Below are 20510 nucleotides of genomic sequence, written 5' to 3'. Positions count from 1 at the left end.
CCAATGCGAATGTGGTTTTTGAGTGCTGGCCTGGCCTTGATGTGCATGGCCCAGAACGCAGCGGCGGGTACAGTCCTGATCGTTGGCGATAGTATCAGTGCCGGTTTCGGGCTGGATACCAGCAAAGGGTGGGTAGCGTTGTTGGGACAACGGCTCAAGAGCGAAGGTTTCGACGATAAAGTGGTCAACGCCTCCATCAGCGGCGACACCAGTGCCGGAGGCCGGGCGCGGCTGCCGGCGGCGCTTGCAGAGCATAAGCCGGACCTGGTGATCATTGAGCTGGGCGGCAATGACGGCCTGCGTGGGCAGCCACCCGAGCAATTGAAACAAAATCTTGCATCGATGATTGAACAGTCCAAGGCCAGCGGTGCCAAGGTGCTGCTGCTGGGCATGCAGTTGCCGCCTAATTACGGGCCGAAATACACCACCGCGTTTGCTAATGTCTACCCGGCCCTGGCCAAGGAAAAAAGCGTCCCGCTGGTGCCGTTTTTCCTTGAAGGCGTCGGTGGTCATCCGGACCTGATGCAGGCTGACCAATTGCACCCGGCGGTTGGCGCGCAGGGCAAGTTGCTGGAAAATGTCTGGCCAACGCTAAAACCACTGCTATGACGCTTTTCTAGCAGCGGTCTTTCGGCTAAGGTGGCGCCCCCCCGATTTGGAGCCCCCGATGTCGCGTCCTGCCTGGTCACTGTTTGCCTACCAACTGATCGAGCCTGACGAACAGCTGGATCTGTTCGCCTGCCAGGAAGTCCGGGTGCATCTGGTGACGCGTCAATTGGAGTTGGGCGGGTCCATCGACCGCACCCTCTGCGGCACGTTGTTGCCTGCCCAGCCGCGCTGGTCATCGGTGGATCGCTCGATCTTCCAGGACCAGCGTTTGTGCCCCCTGTGCCGGGCGATCCTCGAGTCGCAAAAACGCGGCACACCGCCGATCTGGCCGGAGCTGCGCTTCGAGCTTTGAATATGGGTGCCCGCCGGGCAGCCGTGTACAATCCATTTTCTACTACCCGTCGATCTGCGAAGGAATTCCCGGATGTTGTCGCGCCTTTCCGCCGTCACCTGCTGCCTGTCTCTCGCTGCGCTCTGCGCGGCCGGTCCTGCTGCAGCCTTGCAGTTGCCTTTGCCGCCACCGGGTGAAGATATCGTTGGCCAGGTCCAGGTGATCAAGGCCAAGTACGAAGATACCTTCGCGGACCTCGGCACCACCTACGACCTGGGTTATTCGGAGATGGTCGCGGCCAACCCGGGCGTGGATGCCTGGCTGCCGGGAGCGGGTACCGAGATCGTGTTGCCGACGCGCTTCATCCTGCCGCCCGGCCCGCGTGAAGGCATCGTGATCAACCTGGCGGAGTACCGGCTCTACTACTACCCCAAGGGCCAGAACGTGGTGTACACGTTCCCGTTGGGGATTGGCCGTGAAGGCTGGGGCTCGCCAGTGGCCCACACCACCATCACGGGCAAGATCCCGAACCCGACCTGGACCCCGCCAGCCTCGATCAAGGCAGAACACGCCGCCAATGGCGACCCGTTGCCCAACGTCGTGCCGGCGGGCCCGGACAACCCGCTGGGGCCGTTCAAGTTCACCCTCGGCACGCCGGGCTACCTGATCCACGGTTCCAACATGAAGTTCGGCATCGGTACCCGTACCAGCCACGGTTGCTTCCGCATGTTCAACAACAACGTGCTGGAAATGGCCGACATGGTGCCGGTGGGCACGTCGGTGCGGATTATCAACGACGCCTACAAGTTCGGCGCGGCCGGGGGCAAGGTCTACCTGGAAGCCCATACGCCGCTGAACGACGATGGCACCCCATCGGTCGTCGACAAGCACACCGCCGTCATCAACGCCTTGCTCAAGCGTGAAGACCTGTCCAGCAACCTGCGGGTCAACTGGGACCAGGTGCGTGACGTGGTTGCGGCTGAAGACGGTTTGCCGACGGAAATCGGTGTACCCGGCGGGGCGCCGATGGTATCGAGTACGCCGGTCGATCTGCAGCAGTAAGCCTGCACGATCCATAACCCGTTATCGCCTCGCGCGGTGACGGGTTTTTTATTGTCTGGAATCCAGCCAAATCACAGGCAAAAAAAAGCCGATCCAAGAATGGATCGGCTTGATAACAACCCCGGAGGATTATTACTTGCGGCTTGCTTTTTCAAGCATGCGCAGAGCGCGCTCGTTAGCTTCGTCAGCAGTCTGTTGTGCTTTTTGAGCAGCAGCCAGAGCTTCATCAGCTTTACGGTAGGCTTCGTCTGCACGAGCCTGGGAGCGTGCTGCTGCGTCTTCAGTTGCAGTCAGACGAGCTTCGGTTTCTTTGGAGACGCTGCTGCAACCGGTAGCCAGAACTGCGGCCAGAGCCAGAGCAGAGAATTTCAGAACGTTGTTCATCGTGTTCCCCTTCAAGGACTTTCTATTAAATGGCTACTTTCTCAGAGTGAGCTAATAGCCGGCGTACATACTACCCATTACTTGTAGTAAGTAAACTGACGTAGCGCAAGAAGCAAAAAAAATTCTCGCGTCCAATCTATTTTGGCTAATCTTTCGAGAGTCTGTATAAAAAATATGCAGATTTTTGCACTCGGCCGAGGATTGGATCCAGCCTGAAAGGGCCGGCTGGCATGTGTTAAGCCATGTAAACATAAGTCATTTTATATATCGTCCCTGACACTATTGTTCAGATTGTCTTTTCGCCATTCGGTATCTTTTGTGCATGTTGAGGTGACTTTAAGAGCGCGTGTTCGTCTCAAGCTTCAACTGCCGGCAATGTTCAGGCCATCGACGTAAGGAATCTCGATTGGCCCTTTCTATGTCCGCCAGCGCAACGGAAGACGAGCGCGTCTTGAGCAATTGTGCGATTGGCGCCTACTATTTCCCTGTGCTGGTTGTGAGCGCTAGTGCAAGGCACTGGCCGCTTTTCTCGTTGTCGAAACCGGCACCGGGTGGCGTAGATGTTCCTTCGCCGGAAAAACATCGGTAAGGTAGGGGTCAGAAACCAAGACCCGCGAGGAGTAGTGATGAGCGAGGCGTTGTCCATCCACCATGACCAGGCTGGTCATCAGTTCGAGACCAATGTGGACGGTCATCGTGCCTATCTGACCTATATGGATCTCGGGAAGCAGACCCTGGATATCTATCGCACCTTCGTGCCCAACGCATTGCGCGGCCGTGGCATTGCTGCCGCGCTGACCGAGGAAGCGTTGAAGTTCGCCGAAGAGGCAGGTTATACGGTGATCCCGTCCTGCTCCTACGTTGAGCGCTACATGGAGCGCCACCAGCGCCATGCCGCGAAGCTTTGAGCATTGAGTAGGGCGGGACGCAGAGCATCCCAGGATGCATTCCCACGCAGGGCGGGGGAACGATCAAAAAAAACGCCGGGTTTAGCCCGGCGTTTTTGTGTCCGCAGTCTGTGCTCAGCCGCGCTGGCGCTTGGGCAACACGTCCTTGAGCTTGGCGTGCATGCTGCGCAAGGTGGTCTCGGTGGCAGACCAGTCGATGCACGCATCGGTGATCGACACGCCGTATTGCAGGTCGGCCAGGTCCTTTGGAATCGCCTGGCAGCCCCAGTTCAGGTGGCTTTCGACCATCAGGCCGATGATCGACTGGTTGCCTTCCAGAATCTGGTTGGCCACGTTCTCCATCACCAGCGGTTGCAGGGCCGGGTCCTTGTTGGAGTTGGCGTGGCTGCAATCGACCATGATGTTCGGCTTGATCTTCGCCTTGTTCAGCGCCTGTTCGCACAAGGCCACGCTGACCGAATCATAGTTGGGCTTGCCATTGCCGCCACGCAGTACCACGTGACCGTAGGCGTTGCCCTTGGTGGTGACGATGGACACGCCACCTTCCTGGTTGATACCCAGGAAGCGGTGCGGGCTGGAGACCGACTGCAGGGCGTTGATCGCCACGGTCAGGCCGCCATCGGTACCGTTCTTGAAACCCACGGCCGAGGACAGGCCGGAAGCCATTTCGCGGTGAGTCTGGGATTCGGTGGTGCGTGCACCAATTGCCGACCAGCTGATCAGGTCTTGCAGGTACTGCGGGGAAATCGGGTCCAGGGCTTCGGTTGCCGTCGGCAGGCCCATTTCTGCCAGGTCCAGCAGCAATTGACGACCGATGTGCAGGCCATCCTGGATCTTGAACGAGTCGTCCAGGTACGGGTCGTTGATCAAGCCTTTCCAGCCGACGGTGGTACGCGGCTTCTCGAAATAGACACGCATCACCAGGTACAAGGTGTCGGACACTTCCGCCGCCAGCACCTTCAGGCGCTCGGCGTATTCGTGGGCAGCCTTGAGGTCATGGATCGAGCACGGCCCGATGACCACGAACAGGCGGTGGTCGGTGCCGTCGAGAATCTCACGGATGACTTCGCGGCCCTTGGTGACGGTCTGCAGGGCAGCGTCGCTCAGGGGGATTTCGCGCTTGAGCTGATCGGGCGTGATCAGGGTCTCGTTGGATTCGACGTTAAGGTCGTTGATCGGTAAATCAGCCATCGTGTTACTCGTCAGGGTCACGGGTGCCGGCCGCCAGCGATCCCCGTGCGGCGGAGCACAGCATGATTTAAGTGCAGCGGGGAGCGGAACCTTAGCGCGTTACAAGGCTGCGAGACAATGGGCAACGTCCGCTTTAATCCAGCGCTGGCAGCACAAAAGCCTCATGGGAGAACTCGCCGGCATGGCGCGTGACCCATTCCCGGGCCAGCGCTTCGCTCTGCCCGGGTGTGGGCTCGACGCCTTCGTGGAGGCGGCAGTACCGTTCGATCTGGCACACTTGCTCACCCATCCGCGCACCGAACAAGGCCTGCTCATCGGTAAAGGCAATGTCGACGCGGTAGCCGTTTTCGGCCTTGCAGCACCATGCCACATAGCCCGGATAGCGGGCCGTCTGGCCCAGTGAGGGGATGTGCAACTCGATGGCCGCGCCCTGGCGCCAGGCGCGTGGGCAATTGCATGCGACGCCGCCCAGGCCGATAGTGTGCAGCCGTTGGCGGGAAATGCCGGAAATGGGGCGTTGGGTTATTTCGACAGCGACATCATCAGGGTGAGGAAAGAAACGACCCATGCACACGGACTCCGAGCACCGTCCAGTTGACGGCGGTGGCAGCAGTATAGTGAAAGAACTGCAACTTACCGACCTGGATATCGACCAGCAATTACTGGGGCTTCCCGGCACGTCCCTGGTGGTGTTTACCGGTGACGGCTGCTCGCGTTGCCGCTTCCTGCACCAGCAACTGCCGGGTTGGGACTTGCCGGTGGACCGGGTGTGCTGGGTGGATGCGGGTCACAATGGCGGGGCAGTGGAGCGCTACGAGATCTTTCACCTGCCGGCGTTGTTTGTGGTGTGTAACGGGAAATTCCATGGAATATTAGCGTCACTGACGCGTCTGACCGCCAGCGACCTGACTCAAGGTGTGCAGCAGGCGCTCAAACGAATACCAGAGGAGTTGCCATGACCGAAGTAACAAAACAGTCGCCACGGATCGGGATCATCGGCACCGGGGCCATTGGTGGCTACTACGGTGTGATGCTCGCGCGCGCCGGCTTCGATGTGCATTTCCTGCTGCGCAGCGAGTACGCGGCGGTCAGCGAGCGCGGCCTGCAACTCAACAGCACGATCCACGGAACCGTGCACCTTCACCCGGTACAGGCTTATGCCCGCGCCGCCGACATGCCGCCGTGCGACTGGCTGCTGGTGGGCACCAAATCGACCGGGAATGTCGAACTGGCCCCGACCATCGCTCAAGTTGCCGCCCCGGACGCCAGGATAATCCTGTTGCAAAATGGCCTCGACGTAGAGGACAGCCTGCGTGAACACCTGCCGCCGTCGCTGCACCTGCTGGGTGGCTTGTGCTACATCGGCGTGCACCGTTCCGGTCCCGGGATCGTCGAGCATCAGGCGCTGGGCCGGGTCAACCTGGGTTACCACAGTGGCCCCGCGGCCAACGATGACAACGGTCGGCAAGCCATCGTCGAAGAAGGCGCCGCGCTGTTTCACCTGGCCGGTATCGATTCCCAGGCCATGGCCAATGTGCACCAGGCGCGCTGGCATAAACTGGTGTGGAACGTGCCTTACAACGGCCTCTCGGTAGTGTTCGGCACGGGCACCACGGCGATGATGGCGGATGAGTCCAGCCGCGAACTGATCCAGGCGCTGATGGCCGAAGTGGTGCAGGGCGCCCACGCCTGCGGGCATGAGATTCCCGCCAGTTACGCCGGGCAGATGTTCACCATGACCGAGAGCATGGATGACTACTTGCCCAGCATGTATCACGATTACGTGCACAAGCGCCCGCTGGAACTGGCGGCGATCTACGCGCGCCCCTTGGCCGCGGCCAACGCGGCGGGTTGTGAATTGCCACGCATGCAGGCGCTGTATCAGGCCTTGAGTTTTATGGATCGGCATAACCGCTGATTGGGGGGAACACCATGGCGAAGGGATTGGGCGACAAACTGGTGCTGGCGATTTCCTCGCGAGCGCTGTTCGACCTGAGCGAGAGCCACAAGGTCTACCTGGCCCAAGGCGTCGAGGCGTACCGCAAGTACCAGATCGACCACGAGGAAGAAACCCTCGAGCCCGGTGACGCCTTCCCGCTGGTGAAGAAACTCCTGAGCCTCAACGCCAGCCTCGGCCGCGCCCGGGTCGAGGTGGTGCTGGTGTCGCGCAACAGTGCCGACACCGGCTTGCGTGTATTCAATTCGATCCAGCATTACGGGCTCGACATCTCCCGCGCGGCGTTTGTCGGCGGGCGCAGCCCTTATCCTTATCTGGCGGCGTTTGGCTGCCACTTGTTTCTGTCCACCCATGCCGAGGATGTGCGCAGCGCCCTGGATGCCGGGTTTGCCGCAGCGACGATTCTGTCGGGCGGCGCAGGTCGGGCCTCCAGTGCCGAATTGCGGATCGCCTTCGATGGCGACGCGGTGCTGTTTTCCGACGAGTCCGAGCGCGTTTATCAGTCGGGCGGCCTTGAAGCCTTTCAGGCCAGCGAGCGCGAATCCGCCCGCGAGCCGTTGCGCGGCGGCCCATTCAAGGGCTTCCTGGCGGCACTCAACCTGTTGCAGCGCGAGTTCCCCGACGAGTCCTGCCCCATCCGCACCGCGCTGGTGACCGCCCGTTCGGCGCCTTCCCACGAGCGGGTGATTCGCACGCTGCGCGAGTGGGATATCCGTCTCGACGAGTCGCTGTTTCTTGGTGGCCTGGAGAAGTCAGCGTTCCTCGAAGCCTTCGCCGCCGATGTGTTTTTCGATGACCAGGAAGGGCATTGCGAGAAGGCCCGGGAGTTCGTGGCTACCGGCCACGTACCCCATGGCATCAGTAACGAGTTGAAAATTCAGACCGAGGGCTGAGCACTGCCAAAGGCGCTGCTAAGCTGAATCAATCCCCGCCATCCTGGCTGCCCAGGAGGTTCTATGATTCGTTCGATGCTGTACGCCACTGACCTCGGTCTGTATGCCCCCTATGTGATGCAACATGCCCTGGCGCTGGCGCGAACGTTCAAGGCTGATCTGTATGTGATTCACGTGGTCGAGCCCATCGGGCTGTTCGCCGAATCGGTGTTGCAGAGCTACCTTGATGAGAAGGCCTTGAGTGAATGGCAAAGCCAGGGCCTGACGACGGTGATGGCGACCATCGAACAACGGGTGCTCGACAGTTTTCGCGAGGAGCTGGGGGACGGGGAGCAGGACCTCAAGTTGATCCGTTCGGTGCGGGTGATCCAGGGTGATCCTTGTGAAGTGATTCTCGACCAGTCGCAGAAACTCTCTGTGGATTTGTTGATCGTAGGTAGTCACAGCCAGGCGGTCGGGGTGGCAACACCCCTGGGGAGAACCGCAGCACGGGTGCTGCAGCTGTCCCAGGTGCCGGTGTACCTGGTGCCGCTGTTGCAGCGTCGACGCAGTGACGACGTGTGATTGGTAGAAAACGATAAAAAGTTCTAGATTTATCCGTCTAACCTTTAATATAGTTATATACCGTCGCTGATACCCGTGGCGTCTATCCGCTTTGAGGGACACATATGAAGCTTCAACAACTGCGCTACATCTGGGAAGTGGCGCACCACGACCTCAACGTTTCCGCTACTGCTCAAAGCCTTTACACCTCGCAACCCGGTATCAGCAAGCAGATCCGCCTGCTCGAAGATGAGTTGGGCGTTGAAGTGTTCGCACGCAGCGGCAAGCACCTGACCCGTGTCACCCCGGCCGGTGAGCGCATCATCACCACCGCCGGCGAGATCCTGCGCAAGGTCGAAAGCATCAAGCAGATCGCCCAGGAATTCTCCAACGAGAAAAAGGGCACCCTGTCGATCGCCACCACCCACACCCAGGCGCGTTATGCGCTGCCGCCGGTGATCAGCAGCTTTATCAAGCAGTACCCGGACGTGGCCTTGCACATGCACCAGGGCTCGCCGATGCAGATCGCCGAGATGGCCGCCGACGGCACCGTCGATTTCGCGATTGCCACCGAAGCGCTGGAATTGTTCGGCGACCTGGTGATGATGCCGTGCTACCGCTGGAACCGTTGCGTCGTGGTCCCACAAGGCCACCCATTGGCCAAGCTGCCGAAGCTGACCCTGGAAGCCCTGGCTGAATACCCGATCGTGACTTACGTGTTCGGTTTCACCGGCCGTTCGAAACTCGACGAAGCCTTCAGCCATCGTGGCCTGACGCCGAAAGTGGTGTTCACCGCGGCTGATGCCGACGTCATCAAGACTTATGTGCGCCTGGGCCTGGGTGTCGGTATCGTCGCCAAGATGGCGGTCGACACCAAGCTCGACAACGACCTGGTGGTGCTCGATGCCAGCGAGCTGTTCGAGTCCAGCGTGACCAAGATCGGTTTCCGTCGTGGCACCTTCCTGCGTGGTTTCATGTGCGACTTCATCGAAAAGTTCGCGCCGCACCTGACGCGCGAAGTGATGGCCAAGGCCATCCAGTGCCACAACAAGCAGGAACTGGAAGAGCTGTTCGACGGCGTTGAACTACCGGTTCACTGATCGGCTTACTTCACCTCGGTAACAGCAAACTGTTGCCGAGCGCCCCCCACCAGAATCTCCACCTCATCCCCTTCGAACTTGCCCAACAGGCTTTTGCCCAAGGGCGAGCGTGGGGTGATGACGGTCACCGGTTGCCCCACCACATCGACCTTCAAGCCTGCGCCGTCCGGCGCCAGGAATAGCCACTGCTGGCGATCGTTTTCATCTGCCAACCCCAGTAATGCGCCCACTTCGATGCCGCGCTGGTCATCGTAGGCCCGTAGCTGCATGTTCTGGCACAGCGTCAGCGCCTGCCGGATCTCCTCGACGCGTCGGGCCTGGCCGGCTGCCAGGTAAGAAGCCTCCAGGCCCAGGGTGTCGTACTTGTTCTCGGCGATGTTTTCTTCGTGGGTCGCGGTTTCGTACGCGGTTTGCGCAGCGCGCTGGGCGATATCGAGATCGACCGCGAGTTTGTCCAAAACCAACTGGTGAACGGCGTGTTTATTCATGGGCGGCTTTCGTGATCAATCGCAAAATTGCAGGACGTTGGCCCGGCTCTTGTCGTTGGGGGCGTTCTGGTCCTGTTGCAGCCAGAACTGGCATTTGGGGTTGGACAGGTTACGCGGGTTGTTGCGGGCCTGGTCCAGGGTTTGCTGTTGCTCCTGCTTGCGCAGGTTCTCCTGGTACTGCTCGAACATCCGGTTCGGCGGCTCCGGTGCAACCACCTCTGGCTTGCCCAGTTGCTGCACCACTCGGGCCACCGGCGCCACGGTTTGCTCGGGCAGGTAGCGGGAAGCCAGCCACACGCTCAGCACAATGGCGATAAACCCCAGCCACAGGCCGAAGGCCACGGCGATACTGAGTTTGAACAGCGAGAACGAACGATCAGACATGGTGGCCTCCTGGCAGGCACGTGCGGCATGGCGCCGATTGTCCCACAGCCGCGCGCAGAATAATCGCGATCAACCCTTCTGTATCGAGGCATTTATACGGACAATCGAGCCTTTGAGCGTTGGAGCCCGGAATGAAAGCCCGCTGGGATATTTTTTGCAGCGTCGTCGATAACTACGGCGACATCGGCGTGACCTGGCGCCTGGCCCGGCAATTGGTGGCGGAACAAGGGTGTGCGGTGCGCTTGTGGGTCGATGACCTGCGGGCGTTCGAACGCATGTGCCCCGAGATTGATGTGCAGGTGCACCAGCAATGGCAAGAGGGCGTCGACGTGCGCTACTGGCCCTCCGACTGGCCGGCGACCGACGCGGCAGACGTGGTGATCGCTGCGTTCGCCTGTCAATTGCCGCCTGACTACATGGAGGCGATGGCCGCACGCGACCGCACGCCGCTGTGGATGAACCTGGATTACCTGAGCGCCGAAGACTGGGTGGTCGGCTGCCACGGTTTGCCCTCGGTGAAATTCAAGGGCGTGCAAAAGTACTTCTTCTTTCCCGGATTCCGTCCCGGCACCGGCGGCTTATTGCGTGAGGCGGGGCTGCTGGAACAGCGCGATGCCTTCCAGCAAGACGCCGCCGCCCGGCAGCAGTTTCTGCAGGCGCTTGGGGTTTTCCCGGTGGACGGTGCGCGGATGATGTCGTTGTTCGCCTATGAAAACGCCGGGCTGGCCAGTTGGCTCGACGTGCTGGCGGCCGATGGGCGCGCCACTCATCTGCTGGTGCCGGAAGGGCGGATCCTCGGAGATGTGCAGGGCTGGCTGGGGGTCGAGTCATTGGAAGTAGGTGATGTGCACCGGCGCGACGGGTTGACCGTGCAAGTGCTGCCGTTTGTGCGCCAGGAGCAATACGACCGGCTGTTGTGGTGCTGCGACTTCAACGCCGTGCGCGGCGAAGACTCGTTCGTGCGGGCGCAATGGGCCGGGCGGCCACTGTTGTGGCATATCTATCGCCAGGACGAAGACATTCACCTGGACAAGCTCGATGCGTTCCTTGAGTTGTATACCGAAGGTCTGTCTCCGGCTGCGAAAGTCGCGTTGGTCGGCCTTTGGCAGGCCTGGAACGCTGATGGCGATATGGCACTTTGCTGGAAAATGCTGCTGGAACACTGGCCGGAAGTGACCGCGAACGCCGAGAAATGGGCTCTGGAACAAGCCTCGCGGACCGATCTTGCGACGGCGCTGGTACAGTTTTATGTAAATTGGATATGATACGCGACCTTGATTTTTGTAAATCCCATCCAAATTTCGGATATTCGCAATGAAAACTGGTAAAGAACTGAAACCCGGTACAGTGATCCGTCTCGAAAACGACCCTTGGCTGGTTCAGAAAGCTGAGTTCACCAAGTCTGGTCGTAACAGCGCAATCATGAAGACCAAGCTGAAGAACCTGCTGACCGGTTACAAGACCGAGATCGTCTACAGCGCCGACGACAAACTGGACGACGTGATCCTCGACCGCAAAGAAGCGACCCTGTCCTTCATCAGCGGCGACACCTACACGTTCATGGACACCACCGACTACACCATGTACGAGCTGAACGCTGAAGACATCGAAGCCGTTCTGCCGTTCGTGGAAGAAGGCATGGAAGACGTCTGCGAAGCTATCTTCTTCGAAGACCGTCTGGTTTCCGTAGAGCTGCCGACCACTATCGTGCGTAAGGTTGCCTACACCGAAGGTTCCGCTCGCGGCGACACTTCGGGCAAGGTGATGAAGCCTGCCAAGCTGGCTAACGGTACCGAACTGCAAGTAGCCGATTTCATCGAAATCGACGACCTGATCGAGATCGACACCCGTGAAGGTGGTTCGTACAAAGGTCGCGCCAAGAAGTAATTCCTGCGCCACCGGTACGATAAAAAAAGCCCGACCATCAGTCGGGCTTTTTTGTGGGTGCCGGTTTTTACTTCAGGTGTTGCTTCAGTTCCTCGGACGCCTGCAGCAGCGCCGAACGAACCTCCGGTACCTGGCTGACGACATTCAGCAAACCGTAGTCATGGATCATGCCGTTGTAGCGTACGGCGGTCACCGGTACACCGGCTTCATCCAGCTTGCGGGCATAGGCTTCGCCTTCGTCACGCAGCACGTCCGAGCCTGCGGTCTGAATCAACGCAGGTGGCAAACCCTTGAGCTGCGCGGTACTTGCCCGCAGGGGCGACGCATAGATCTCGGCGCGCTGGTTGGTGTCGGTGGTGTAGTTGTCCCAGAACCACTTCATCATGTTGCGGGTCAGGAAGTGGCCTTCGGCAAACTGGTTGTAGGACCCGGTGTCGAAGTTGGCGTCGGTCACCGGCCACAACAGCAGTTGGAACTTGATTGACGGAGTGCCCTTGTCCTTGGCCATCAGGCTGACCACCGCTGCCATGTTGCCGCCGACGCTGTTGCCGGCGACGGCCAGGCGTTTGCCATCAACGTTGATCTCGCTGCCGTGTTCGGCCACCCACTTGGTTGCCCCGTACGCCTGGTTGATCGCCACCGGGTAGTGCGCTTCAGGTGATGGCGTGTAGTTGACGAACACCGCCGCCGCTCCCGACCCCACCACCAGGTCACGTACCAGACGCTCGTGGGTCGGGAAATCCCCGAGTACCCAGCCACCGCCGTGGAAGAACATGAACACCGGCAATGTGCCCTTGACCCCGGCCGGACGCACGATGGTCAGGCTCAGCGGCTGGCCATCGACCTGAATGGTCTTCTGGCTCACGTCGGCCTTGGGCAGCGTCAGTTTCACGCCTGACTGTGCACCTGTCAGCACCGCACGGGCTTCCCTGGGCGTCAGTTGCTCCATCGGTTTGCCGGTGCCGGCGTTCAGTACATCGAGAAACGCCTGGGTGTTGTGCTCCACGTCACCGCCGGCCGCAAAGGCATTGGTGATCGAGAAGGCGAGCAGGGTGCCGGTGAGTACTTTGCCAAATGTGTTCATGTTCTTCTCCAAAAAACCGCGTGGGTCAGACGGTTACGTGCAGGCGTACATCGACGTTGCCACGGGTGGCGTTGGAGTAAGGGCAGACCTGGTGCGCAGCGTCGACCAGGCTTTGCGCGTCGTCCTGGGCCAGGCCGGGCAAGCTGACGTGCAGGTCGATGTCCAGGCCGAAACCGCCGGGGATTTGACCGATGCCGACGTGGGCAGTGATCGAAGCGTCATCCGGGATTTTGCGTTTGGTCTGGCTGGCGACGAATTTCAGGGCGCCGATGAAGCAGGCTGAGTAACCGGCGGCGAACAGTTGTTCCGGGTTGGTGGCCTGGCCACCCGCGCCGCCCAGTTCTTTTGGCGTGGAGAGTTTTACATCGAGGATGTTGTCGCTGGAAACAGCACGACCATCACGGCCGCCGGTGGCGGTGGCTACTGCGGTGTAGAGAGCTTGCATGGTGATTTCCTCGTCAGTGTTTGCGCTAAATGTTTGCGCACTAAGTAAGTGGCGAGGTGAATGTATCGCGCTAATAGTTAGTGCGCAAGATATATTTGGAAAATATTTTGCGCGCTTTGATAGCAAGGCATTGCACAAACAAATGTGGGAGCGGGCTTGCTCGCGAATGCGGTGTGACAGTCACTAGATGCATTGACTGATCCACCGCATTCGCGAGCAAGCCCGCTCCCACATTTTTTGATGCGTGGTGCCTTTAGAGGGAGACTTGCAGGTTTTTTCGCAGTGCCAGTAAATCGCCCTGCAGCTTGCGCAACTGCTCGATGTCCAGCCCGCTGGCGCCCAGGATGCACTGTGGAATATCCATGGCTTTGTCCCGCAGGGCGCGCCCGGCCTCGGTCAATTCAACCACCACCACGCGCTCGTCTTCGCGGCTGCGGGTGCGGCTGAGCAGGCCTTCGGCTTCCAGGCGCTTGAGCAGTGGCGTCAGGGAGCCGGGATCCGTCAGCAGGCGATTGCTGATTTCGCCTACGGTCAAGCCATCCTCTTCCCAGAGCACCATCATGGCCAGGTACTGCGGATAGGTCAGGCCGAGGGCTTGCAGCAGGGGTTTGTAGACCTTGGTCATCAACAACGAGGTGGAATGCAGGGCAAAACACAGTTGGTTGTCGAGCAGCAAGGATTCGCAGGTATCGAGGGGCTTGGTCATGGCAGTGCCTTAAAACGTGTCTGGTTTCGAATCTAGCGGGCAAATCTTTAACGCGCCAGACAATTCTGTCCGGCCGGTCAACCCAGGCCGCTTTGCAGTGCCAGGTCCCAGGGCGGCACAGGGCTGAAGCGCGCCTTGAGGTATTCCAGCAACAAGCGGCTGCGGGCGTTGGCGTGTTGCTCCAGGCGTAGCGCATAGATGCCCGCGGTTTCAGGCGTCGGCAGGCCGTTCTCGCAGAACAGCGGGACCAGTTCACCGCGCACCAGGTATTCACTGGCGAGCCAGGTGGGCAGATGCGCAACACCCAGTCCGGCCAGCGCGCCTGAAAGCAGGGCTTCGGCGTTATTGGCGCTCATGCGAATGCGCTGCGGGCGGTAGGTGGATTTGCGCCCATCGAGCTCAAAACGCCAGGCGAACATCGGTGCCAGGCCTTCCCAATCCAGGCCGTCATGCTCGCTTAACTGGCTGGGATGGGTCGGGGTGCCACGGCTTTTCAGGTAGGCCGGGCTTGCGCAAGCGATGCGCACGATGCTGGCCAGTGGCGTGGCAATCAGCCGGGTGTCGACGATATGCCCGGCCCGCAGCACCAGGTCGACCTTGCCCAGATGCTCGCCCTGCATGTCGACAAAGCTGTCGATCAAGTGCAGGTGCACGTCCAGTCCCGGATAGACATTGAGAAAGTCAGCGATGGCAGGCGCCAAATGCCGCCTGCCGAAAGCCGCCGGTGCGTCCACGCGGATCAAGCCTTCAGGCGCATGACTCAGCGACACCGCTTCGGCCCGCGCCAGTTGCAGCTCGCTGACAATCCGCCGGGCGCGCTCGGCAAACGCCAGGCCGGCGGGCGTCGGCACCACCGCATGGGTGCTGCGTTGAAACAGCCGGCTACCCACCGAGCTTTCCAGGCTGTCGATGCGCCGCGCCACGGCCGAGGGCGTGAGCGGGTGACGGCGCGCGGCTGCGGAAAAGCTGCCGGCTTCCAGTACGTCGAGAAACAGGCTCAGTTGATCGGTCAATGTATTGGGGTTCATCAGCGTCTGCTTGTGCGAGATTGGCATAGCCATTGTGCGTTGCTGTGCGTTTCCGCACCAGAGCGGACTGCGTAGCATGCAAGGCCTGGGAACAGCAGGAGCGAGCGGGTGGCAGATTTAACGTTGTATTTAATGCTGGGCGTAGCGTTGGGCACGGTCGGTGGCTTGTTCGGCATCGGCGGCGGGCTGATTGCCATTCCCGTGCTGGGGGTATTTTTCGGCCTCGACCAGCAGATCGCCCAAGGCACGGCCCTGGTGATGGTGGTGCCGAATGTGATGCTGGCGTTGTGGCGTTATCACCAGCGCAACCGGATTGAATTGCGTCATGCACTGCCGTTGGGCGTGATGGGTTTTTCCTTCGCCTGGCTGGGCTCGATCTGGGCGGTGGGGATCGATGCTGACGTGATGCGGGTGGGTTTTATCGCGTTTCTGCTGGTATTGGCGTCCTACAACCTGCTGCGAATGTTTACCCACAATGCACCGCCGTCAGCGCAGATGCGTTATTCCTGGCCGTGGCTTGGGGTGTTGGGCGCGGCGTCGGGCTCCATGGGTGGCTTGTTCGGGGTGGGCGGTGCAGTGGTTGCCACGCCGGTGCTGACCAGCATCTTCGGCACCAGCCAGGTGGTGGCCCAAGGGCTGTCGCTGGCCCTGGCGCTGCCGAGCACCAGCGTGACCCTGGTGACCTACGCCTGGCACCACGAAGTGGACTGGCTGATCGGCGTGCCTTTGGCCGTCGGCGGTTTGCTCAGTATCAGTTGGGGCGTGAAAGTCGCCCACGCCATGCCGGAGCGCATGTTACGCGGGCTGTTCTGCGGGTTCCTGGCGGTGTGTGCGGTGATGCTGACGTTTAAAGTTTGAAGCCTTCGAGGATGTATTCGGCGAGGCATTCGGTAATCGGCGAGGTGGTACGCGGGTTGCGCAACAATCGCAGATTGACCGACGGCAGCGGCGGAAAACCGTCCGCTGTGCCCAATATGCGCAGGTCTTCGGTCACCAGGCTTTCCATATTGATCGTGACGGCCAGGCCGGCACCCACCACAGCGAGGATCGCGGCCCCGTTGGAGCTGTGATACGCCAGTCGGTACTCCTGCCCCTGGGCGTCCAGCGCGGCGCGTGCCCACTGCGTGCAAAAACTGTCGAGGCCGGAAATGGCCAGGGGCAGGGCGCTGTGCTCATCCATGCAGAAGCAGGGCGCCGCCACCCACACCATGCGTTCATGGCGCAGCAGTTCGCCGATTTCATTTCCCGGTTCGCGGCTGATAACGGTCAGGTCGAGGTCCCGGCGCTGCATCAGCACCGGCGACGACTCGCAGTGCATTTCAATCTGGATCAGCGGGTAAGCCTTGGAGAAGCGCTTGAGAATCCCCGGCAAGTAGCGCATCACGTAATCGTCGGGTGTGCCGATGCGCACCAACCCGACCATGTGCGGCTCGCGCAACGTGTTGAACACCTCGCTGTGCAGCTTCAGGATCCTGCGGGCATAGCCCAATAGCACCTGGCCTTCCGGAGTCAGCCGCACCTGGCGACCATCGCGCTCGAACAACTTGCGCTGCAACACATCTTCTTCCAGGCGCTTCATCTGCATGCTCACCGCCGACTGGGTGCGGTTGACCTGCTCGCCGGCGCGGGTAAAGCCCCCTTGATCAGCGATGGCGACGAAGGTGCGCAGCACCTCGGTGTCGATACTCGGGTAGCTGGACAATTGATCAATCTCCGAGATGTATTGCATAAGAAACATTCGTTGGATTGATCATAGCGCCAGGCACAGACTTCAGTCATCCCCACTGGAGGGCGAGATGATGAAAGGTCAAAGAGGCTTTGTACTGATGGCGAAGCGGCCGTTTTCCGGGCTGCTTCAACTGGGTTCCCGGTGGATGGCCGTGCACCGTGAGCGTCAGCTGTTGATGAGCATGAGCGATGAGGCGCTCAAGGACATCGGGCTCAACCGTGGCGATGTCGAGCAGGAAAGCCGCCGGCATTTTTGGGAAGACCCGCTGCGAAAATGACTCGGGATGCAGTAGGGTGGTTCGCGAGCACACAAGGAGATGCCCATGCCCGCAGAACTGTCCTTTTCCCTCAAGCAGGCGCGACGCCTGGCGCTGGCCGCCCAGGGTTTTTCCGGGCGCCAGCCGCCGGCGTTGATCAAGGCGGCGCAGGTCAATCGCCTGGTTGAGCGTTTGGGCGTGTTGCAGATTGATTCGGTAAATGCGGTGGTGCGTTCGCACTACCTGCCGCTGTTTTCCCGTCTGGGGCATTACTCTCCGTTGATTCTAGAACAGGCCGCCTGGAGTTCGGGGCGGCGCCGCTCGCTGTTCGAATATTGGGGCCATGAGGCGTCGTTGTTGCCAATGGCGCTGTACCCATTGATGCTCTGGCGCATGGAACGGGCGGCCCGGGGGCAGGGGATCTATCAGCAAATGGCGCGTTTTGGTCGCGAGCAGCAGGCCACCATCGCCCGGGTGCTGGGCATCGTCGAACAACAAGGCGCCCTGGGTGCGGGCAGTTTGTCGACCCGCGAGGAGCGCGCCGGCCCGTGGTGGGACTGGAGCGATGAAAAGCATGCGCTGGAATGGTTGTTCGCCGCCGGCCAGGTGACCGTCGCCGGGAGGCGGGGTTTTGAGCGTTTGTATGACCTGCCGGAGCGTGTGATCCCGGCCGACATTCTCCAGCAACCCCCCTTGGACGAGGCTGAGGCGCAACGCGGTTTGCTGCTGCACAGCGCCACGGCGCTGGGGGTGGGCACTGAAAAAGACCTGCGCGACTACTTCCGTCTGGACCCGGCCGACAGCCGTGGGCGCCTGGCGGAGCTGGTCGAGGATGGGCAATTGATCACCTGCGACGTGCAGGGCTGGAAACAGCCGGCTTATTGCCTGCCCGAGCCGAAAGTCCCGCGCAAGGTGCCTGCCAGCGCACTGTTATCGCCTTTTGATTCGCTGATCTGGGAGCGCAGCCGTACCGAGCGGTTGTTCGATTTCCGCTATCGGCTGGAGATCTACACGCCCCAGGACAAGCGGGTATATGGCTACTACGTGCTGCCGTTCCTGCACAACGAGCGGATCGCCGCGCGCGTGGATCTGCGGGCGGAACGGGCGGCCGGACGCCTGGCGGTGCACGCCGTTCACGAGGAAGAGCCGGGGTTGGACGAGGAGGGCATGCGCGCGCTGGCCCTGAATCTGCGGCAGATGGCCGACTGGCTCGGGCTTGAGCAGATACAGCTCAATTGCCAGCGGGCCAGTGCGGCACGGTTGCGGGTAGAGCTTTTAACGCTTGACCTGTTTTAGCGTCTCGGCGATCAGGAATGCCAATTCCAGCGACTGATCGGCATTCATCCGTGGGTCGCAGTGGGTGTGGTAGCGGTCCGACAACCCGTCTTCGGTAATCGGCCGTGCGCCACCGATGCACTCGGTGACATTCTGCCCGGTCATCTCGATATGAATCCCGCCGGCGTAAGTGCCTTCGGCTTCATGCACCTGGAAGAACTCCTTCACTTCACTGAGAATCTGCGCGAAGTCCCGGGTCTTGTAGCCGCTGCTGGCCTTGATGGTGTTGCCGTGCATCGGGTCGGAACTCCACAGCACCTGTTTGCCCTCGCGCTGAACGGCGCGGATAAGGTTGGGCAGATGGTCGCCGACCTTGTTGGCACCCATGCGCGCAATCAGGTTCAGGCGGCCCGGGTCGTTGTCCGGGTTGAGGATGTCGATCAGGCGGATCAGGTCGTCGGGGTTCATGCTCGGGCCGACCTTGACCCCGATCGGGTTGTTCACCCCGCGCAGGAATTCGACGTGGGCACCGTCCAGTTGGCGGGTGCGATCACCGATCCAGAGCATGTGTGCCGAGCAGTCGTAATAGTCGTTGGTCAGGCTGTCGCGGCGCACGAAGGCTTGTTCGTAGTTGAGCAGCAGCGCTTCGTGGGCGGTGAAGAAACTGGTCTCGCGCAGTTGCGGCGAGCTGTCCATGCCACAGGCACGCATGAAGGCCAGGGTTTCGTCGATGCGGTCGGCCAGTTGGCTGTACTTCTCGGCCAGGGCGGAGTTGGCGATGAAGTCCAGGTTCCACTTGTGCACCTGGTGCAGGTCGGCAAAACCGCCCTGGGCAAACGCCCGCAGCAGGTTCAGGGTGGCGGTGGACTGGTGGTAGGACTGCAGCAGGCGGTCCGGATCGGGCACGCGGCTTTTTTCGTCGAAGCCGATACCGTTGACGATATCGCCGCGGTAGGCGGGCAGGGTGATGCCGTCGATGGTTTCATCGTTGGAAGAGCGCGGCTTGGCGAACTGGCCCGCCATACGCCCGACCTTGACCACCGGGCAGCCGGCAGCGAAGGTCATCACAATCGCCATCTGCAGCAGCACCTTGAAGGTGTCGCGGATTTTTGCCGCCGAGAACTCGGCAAAACTCTCGGCGCAATCGCCGCCTTGCAACAGGAAGGCGCGACCCTGGGTCACCTCGGCAAACTGACGGCGCAACTCACGGGCTTCACCGGCAAATACCAGCGGCGGATAGCTCGCCAGGTTTTGCTCGACCTGCGACAAATGCGCGGCGTCAGGGTACTGGGGTTGTTGCTGGATCGGCAGGGCGCGCCAGCTGTCGGGGCTCCAGGGTTGGCTCATCATGAACTCGAGTGATTTGCGGTCGGGCCGTCATGTTATCAGCAATTAGTACGTGACCTGCTGCCGCCGGTTCGCCCACAATCCCGGCTTTCCCGTTGGCACGCCGTTAGGAGTTGCAATGTCTGAGGAGCGCGTCGAGCGCCTGCTGGCCGAGGTCCATGATGACTTCGGCATGATCCGCGTGCTGGAAGTGGCCGATTACCGCTTTCTCGAGTTTGGCGATGCCATCGAGCAGAGTTGTGTGTTTACTGCTGACCCGAGCTGGTTGGAGTATGACTACACCCGCGCGATGCTGATTGGGGCGTTGTGCCATGAGCAGCCGGAGAGTGCGTTGTTTCTTGGGTTGGGGGCTGGGACGTTGACCCAGGCTTGCCTGAAGTTTCTGCCTTTGGATGATGTAGAAGCCATCGAACTGCGGCCTGATGTGCCGCGTCTGGCCATTGAGTACTTGGGGCTGGATGATGATCCTCGGCTGTATATCCGCGTTGGGGATGCGTTGGAATTGCTGCCTTCGGCTGAGTCGGCGGACCTGATTTTTGTCGACCTGTATACGGATGTTGGCCCGGGCGTTGGGCATCTGGCTTGGACGTTTTTGGAGAACTGCCAGAAGAAGCTGAACCCGGGGGGGTGGTTGGTGATTAATCAGTGGGCTACGGATGATGGGAAGCCGTTGGGAGCGGCGTTGTTGCGTGGGTTGTATCACCGGCATTATTGGGAGTTGCCGGTGAAGGAGGGGAATGTGATTTTGCTGGTGCCGGCGGATCTGGATCAGGTGCTCGATGTGGCGGCGTTGTCTGCGCGGGCTGAGGCGTTGGCGCCGCGGTTGGGGTATTCGTTGCAGTCGCTGATCAAGGCGATTCGGCCGGCTACGTAGGGTTTTGATTGTGTACATATCCGTTGCTG

Annotated in this window: 26 protein-coding genes; 15 read left to right on the top strand and 11 right to left on the bottom strand. The window is 60.6% G+C overall.

The genetic code is table 11. From position 1 onward, the window contains the following. Window positions 1-3 precede the first annotated feature (3 nt). From HX818_RS03090 to HX818_RS03080, 3 genes are all read left to right on the top strand, one after another. The gene (locus HX818_RS03090) at window positions 4-609 is read left to right on the top strand and encodes an arylesterase (RefSeq protein ID WP_003218725.1); all 606 of its coding nucleotides are present in this window, start codon (window positions 4-6) and stop codon (window positions 607-609) included. Window positions 610-667: 58 nt separating this feature from the next. Continuing rightward, a complete protein-coding gene (locus HX818_RS03085; RefSeq protein WP_003218723.1) occupies window positions 668-961 on the top strand; it encodes a hypothetical protein in 294 nt (97 codons plus the stop codon). Between the two features lie 72 nt (window positions 962-1033). Then, window positions 1034-2002, top strand: a complete 969-nt coding sequence (locus tag HX818_RS03080) for a L,D-transpeptidase family protein (RefSeq protein ID WP_008437756.1) — start codon at window positions 1034-1036, stop codon at window positions 2000-2002. Window positions 2003-2134: 132 nt separating this feature from the next. Here HX818_RS03080 and oprI read toward each other — a convergent pair whose 3' ends face one another. Next, window positions 2135-2386 carry an outer membrane lipoprotei OprI gene (gene oprI, locus HX818_RS03075; RefSeq protein WP_003172710.1) on the bottom strand — a complete coding sequence of 84 codons (252 nt, stop codon included), beginning with the start codon at window positions 2384-2386 and terminating at the stop codon, window positions 2135-2137. Between the two features lie 626 nt (window positions 2387-3012). On the opposite strand from oprI, the gene HX818_RS03070 reads away from it, so the two are divergent. Continuing rightward, window positions 3013-3294 (top strand): GNAT family N-acetyltransferase, encoded by a 282-nt coding sequence (locus tag HX818_RS03070; RefSeq protein ID WP_003189869.1) that lies wholly within the window; start codon window positions 3013-3015, stop codon window positions 3292-3294. Window positions 3295-3408: 114 nt separating this feature from the next. Here the strand turns inward: HX818_RS03070 and HX818_RS03065 are convergent, their stop codons facing one another. Next, window positions 3409-4485, bottom strand: a complete 1077-nt coding sequence (locus tag HX818_RS03065) for a 3-deoxy-7-phosphoheptulonate synthase (protein ID WP_003218719.1) — start codon at window positions 4483-4485, stop codon at window positions 3409-3411. 133 nt (window positions 4486-4618) lie between these two features. Next, window positions 4619-5053: a PilZ domain-containing protein gene (locus tag HX818_RS03060; RefSeq protein WP_177019473.1), complete on the bottom strand. Its 435-nt coding sequence runs from the start codon at window positions 5051-5053 to the stop codon at window positions 4619-4621. Between HX818_RS03060 and HX818_RS03055 the strand changes: the two genes are divergently transcribed. The 5 genes from HX818_RS03055 to cysB all read left to right on the top strand — a co-directional run bounded on the left by HX818_RS03055 (window position 5052) and on the right by cysB (window position 8978). Next, window positions 5052-5444 carry a thioredoxin gene (locus HX818_RS03055; RefSeq protein WP_102605075.1) on the top strand — a complete coding sequence of 131 codons (393 nt, stop codon included), beginning with the start codon at window positions 5052-5054 and terminating at the stop codon, window positions 5442-5444. The genes HX818_RS03060 and HX818_RS03055 overlap by 2 nt on opposite strands. After that, the gene (locus HX818_RS03050; protein WP_177019472.1) at window positions 5441-6403 is read left to right on the top strand and encodes a putative 2-dehydropantoate 2-reductase; all 963 of its coding nucleotides are present in this window, start codon (window positions 5441-5443) and stop codon (window positions 6401-6403) included. Before HX818_RS03055 ends, HX818_RS03050 begins: the two co-directional genes overlap by 4 nt. 14 nt (window positions 6404-6417) lie before the next feature. Further along, complete coding sequence (locus tag HX818_RS03045) at window positions 6418-7335, top strand: 5'-nucleotidase (RefSeq protein WP_003218711.1); 918 nt, start codon at window positions 6418-6420, stop codon at window positions 7333-7335. Window positions 7336-7398: 63 nt separating this feature from the next. Further along, window positions 7399-7899 (top strand): universal stress protein, encoded by a 501-nt coding sequence (locus HX818_RS03040; protein ID WP_003218709.1) that lies wholly within the window; start codon window positions 7399-7401, stop codon window positions 7897-7899. A gap of 104 nt (window positions 7900-8003) precedes the next feature. Then, window positions 8004-8978 (top strand): HTH-type transcriptional regulator CysB, encoded by a 975-nt coding sequence (gene cysB / locus HX818_RS03035; protein WP_003218707.1) that lies wholly within the window; start codon window positions 8004-8006, stop codon window positions 8976-8978. A 5-nt stretch (window positions 8979-8983) separates the two neighbouring features. Here cysB and HX818_RS03030 read toward each other — a convergent pair whose 3' ends face one another. Next, window positions 8984-9466, bottom strand: coding sequence for a GreA/GreB family elongation factor (locus HX818_RS03030; protein ID WP_003218705.1), 483 nt, complete (start codon window positions 9464-9466; stop codon window positions 8984-8986). A gap of 15 nt (window positions 9467-9481) precedes the next feature. Next, window positions 9482-9850: a hypothetical protein gene (locus HX818_RS03025; RefSeq protein WP_003218702.1), complete on the bottom strand. Its 369-nt coding sequence runs from the start codon at window positions 9848-9850 to the stop codon at window positions 9482-9484. 131 nt (window positions 9851-9981) lie between these two features. Between HX818_RS03025 and earP the strand changes: the two genes are divergently transcribed. Then, a complete protein-coding gene (gene earP / locus HX818_RS03020) occupies window positions 9982-11115 on the top strand; it encodes an elongation factor P maturation arginine rhamnosyltransferase EarP (protein ID WP_008437768.1) in 1134 nt (377 codons plus the stop codon). A gap of 49 nt (window positions 11116-11164) precedes the next feature. Continuing rightward, entirely contained in the window at window positions 11165-11737 is a 573-nt protein-coding gene (locus HX818_RS03015) for an elongation factor P (protein WP_003218698.1), read from the top strand. Window positions 11738-11804: 67 nt separating this feature from the next. On the opposite strand, the gene HX818_RS03010 is transcribed toward HX818_RS03015, so the two are convergent. The 4 genes from HX818_RS03010 to HX818_RS02995 all read right to left on the bottom strand — a co-directional run bounded on the left by HX818_RS03010 (window position 11805) and on the right by HX818_RS02995 (window position 15000). Further along, complete coding sequence (locus HX818_RS03010; RefSeq protein WP_134325998.1) at window positions 11805-12821, bottom strand: alpha/beta hydrolase; 1017 nt, start codon at window positions 12819-12821, stop codon at window positions 11805-11807. A 25-nt stretch (window positions 12822-12846) separates the two neighbouring features. Next, window positions 12847-13266 (bottom strand): organic hydroperoxide resistance protein, encoded by a 420-nt coding sequence (locus tag HX818_RS03005; protein WP_003218695.1) that lies wholly within the window; start codon window positions 13264-13266, stop codon window positions 12847-12849. Between the two features lie 253 nt (window positions 13267-13519). Then, complete coding sequence (locus HX818_RS03000) at window positions 13520-13972, bottom strand: MarR family winged helix-turn-helix transcriptional regulator (RefSeq protein ID WP_003218693.1); 453 nt, start codon at window positions 13970-13972, stop codon at window positions 13520-13522. A 77-nt stretch (window positions 13973-14049) separates the two neighbouring features. Then, a complete protein-coding gene (locus HX818_RS02995; protein ID WP_008437773.1) occupies window positions 14050-15000 on the bottom strand; it encodes a LysR family transcriptional regulator in 951 nt (316 codons plus the stop codon). Window positions 15001-15108: 108 nt separating this feature from the next. On the opposite strand from HX818_RS02995, the gene HX818_RS02990 reads away from it, so the two are divergent. After that, window positions 15109-15858 (top strand): sulfite exporter TauE/SafE family protein, encoded by a 750-nt coding sequence (locus tag HX818_RS02990; RefSeq protein ID WP_102605071.1) that lies wholly within the window; start codon window positions 15109-15111, stop codon window positions 15856-15858. Here HX818_RS02990 and HX818_RS02985 read toward each other — a convergent pair. Further along, on the bottom strand, window positions 15848-16729 hold the full coding sequence (locus tag HX818_RS02985; RefSeq protein ID WP_023659060.1) for a LysR family transcriptional regulator: 882 nt from the start codon (window positions 16727-16729) through the stop codon (window positions 15848-15850). The genes HX818_RS02990 and HX818_RS02985 overlap by 11 nt on opposite strands. Window positions 16730-16799: 70 nt before the next feature. Here HX818_RS02985 and HX818_RS02980 point away from each other — a divergent pair, with 70 nt between their 5' ends. Continuing rightward, on the top strand, window positions 16800-17006 hold the full coding sequence (locus HX818_RS02980; RefSeq protein WP_003218685.1) for a DUF1127 domain-containing protein: 207 nt from the start codon (window positions 16800-16802) through the stop codon (window positions 17004-17006). 45 nt (window positions 17007-17051) lie between these two features. After that, complete coding sequence (locus tag HX818_RS02975; protein ID WP_177019471.1) at window positions 17052-18281, top strand: winged helix-turn-helix domain-containing protein; 1230 nt, start codon at window positions 17052-17054, stop codon at window positions 18279-18281. Here the strand turns inward: HX818_RS02975 and HX818_RS02970 are convergent. After that, entirely contained in the window at window positions 18261-19607 is a 1347-nt protein-coding gene (locus tag HX818_RS02970; RefSeq protein ID WP_003218681.1) for a class II 3-deoxy-7-phosphoheptulonate synthase, read from the bottom strand. The two genes, HX818_RS02975 and HX818_RS02970, sit on opposite strands and share 21 nt — an antisense overlap. 118 nt (window positions 19608-19725) lie before the next feature. On the opposite strand from HX818_RS02970, the gene HX818_RS02965 reads away from it, so the two are divergent. Beyond that, window positions 19726-20481, top strand: a complete 756-nt coding sequence (locus HX818_RS02965; RefSeq protein ID WP_087693646.1) for a spermidine synthase — start codon at window positions 19726-19728, stop codon at window positions 20479-20481. The last annotated feature ends 29 nt before the right edge of the window (window positions 20482-20510 follow it).

This window comes from Pseudomonas sp. F9001 (genome assembly GCF_013385435.1).
Classification (GTDB): domain Bacteria; phylum Pseudomonadota; class Gammaproteobacteria; order Pseudomonadales; family Pseudomonadaceae; genus Aquipseudomonas.
The sequence above is the reverse complement of the archived record's forward strand: the minus strand, read 5'-3'. Positions and strand labels throughout refer to the sequence as shown.

Excerpts from the sequence above, each read along its gene's own strand:
- HX818_RS03050 (WP_177019472.1), top strand. The coding sequence starts at position 5,441 with ATGACCGAAGTAACAAAACAGTCGCCACGGATCGGGATCATCGGCACC.
- HX818_RS03080 (WP_008437756.1), top strand. The coding sequence starts at position 1,034 with ATGTTGTCGCGCCTTTCCGCCGTCACCTGCTGCCTGTCTCTCGCTGCG.
- HX818_RS02965 (WP_087693646.1), top strand. The coding sequence starts at position 19,726 with ATGTCTGAGGAGCGCGTCGAGCGCCTGCTGGCCGAGGTCCATGATGAC.
- HX818_RS02970 (WP_003218681.1), bottom strand. The coding sequence starts at position 19,607 with ATGAGCCAACCCTGGAGCCCCGACAGCTGGCGCGCCCTGCCGATCCAG.
- HX818_RS03090 (WP_003218725.1), top strand. The coding sequence starts at position 4 with ATGCGAATGTGGTTTTTGAGTGCTGGCCTGGCCTTGATGTGCATGGCC.
- earP (WP_008437768.1), top strand. The coding sequence starts at position 9,982 with ATGAAAGCCCGCTGGGATATTTTTTGCAGCGTCGTCGATAACTACGGC.
- HX818_RS03005 (WP_003218695.1), bottom strand. The coding sequence starts at position 13,266 with ATGCAAGCTCTCTACACCGCAGTAGCCACCGCCACCGGCGGCCGTGAT.
- HX818_RS03065 (WP_003218719.1), bottom strand. The coding sequence starts at position 4,485 with ATGGCTGATTTACCGATCAACGACCTTAACGTCGAATCCAACGAGACC.
- HX818_RS02985 (WP_023659060.1), bottom strand. The coding sequence starts at position 16,729 with ATGCAATACATCTCGGAGATTGATCAATTGTCCAGCTACCCGAGTATC.
- HX818_RS03045 (WP_003218711.1), top strand. The coding sequence starts at position 6,418 with ATGGCGAAGGGATTGGGCGACAAACTGGTGCTGGCGATTTCCTCGCGA.
- HX818_RS03055 (WP_102605075.1), top strand. The coding sequence starts at position 5,052 with ATGCACACGGACTCCGAGCACCGTCCAGTTGACGGCGGTGGCAGCAGT.
- HX818_RS03010 (WP_134325998.1), bottom strand. The coding sequence starts at position 12,821 with ATGAACACATTTGGCAAAGTACTCACCGGCACCCTGCTCGCCTTCTCG.
- HX818_RS03040 (WP_003218709.1), top strand. The coding sequence starts at position 7,399 with ATGATTCGTTCGATGCTGTACGCCACTGACCTCGGTCTGTATGCCCCC.
- HX818_RS03030 (WP_003218705.1), bottom strand. The coding sequence starts at position 9,466 with ATGAATAAACACGCCGTTCACCAGTTGGTTTTGGACAAACTCGCGGTC.
- HX818_RS02980 (WP_003218685.1), top strand. The coding sequence starts at position 16,800 with ATGAAAGGTCAAAGAGGCTTTGTACTGATGGCGAAGCGGCCGTTTTCC.
- oprI (WP_003172710.1), bottom strand. The coding sequence starts at position 2,386 with ATGAACAACGTTCTGAAATTCTCTGCTCTGGCTCTGGCCGCAGTTCTG.
- HX818_RS03060 (WP_177019473.1), bottom strand. The coding sequence starts at position 5,053 with ATGGGTCGTTTCTTTCCTCACCCTGATGATGTCGCTGTCGAAATAACC.
- HX818_RS03025 (WP_003218702.1), bottom strand. The coding sequence starts at position 9,850 with ATGTCTGATCGTTCGTTCTCGCTGTTCAAACTCAGTATCGCCGTGGCC.
- HX818_RS03000 (WP_003218693.1), bottom strand. The coding sequence starts at position 13,972 with ATGACCAAGCCCCTCGATACCTGCGAATCCTTGCTGCTCGACAACCAA.
- cysB (WP_003218707.1), top strand. The coding sequence starts at position 8,004 with ATGAAGCTTCAACAACTGCGCTACATCTGGGAAGTGGCGCACCACGAC.
- HX818_RS03070 (WP_003189869.1), top strand. The coding sequence starts at position 3,013 with ATGAGCGAGGCGTTGTCCATCCACCATGACCAGGCTGGTCATCAGTTC.
- HX818_RS03015 (WP_003218698.1), top strand. The coding sequence starts at position 11,165 with ATGAAAACTGGTAAAGAACTGAAACCCGGTACAGTGATCCGTCTCGAA.
- HX818_RS02975 (WP_177019471.1), top strand. The coding sequence starts at position 17,052 with ATGCCCGCAGAACTGTCCTTTTCCCTCAAGCAGGCGCGACGCCTGGCG.
- HX818_RS02995 (WP_008437773.1), bottom strand. The coding sequence starts at position 15,000 with ATGAACCCCAATACATTGACCGATCAACTGAGCCTGTTTCTCGACGTA.
- HX818_RS03085 (WP_003218723.1), top strand. The coding sequence starts at position 668 with ATGTCGCGTCCTGCCTGGTCACTGTTTGCCTACCAACTGATCGAGCCT.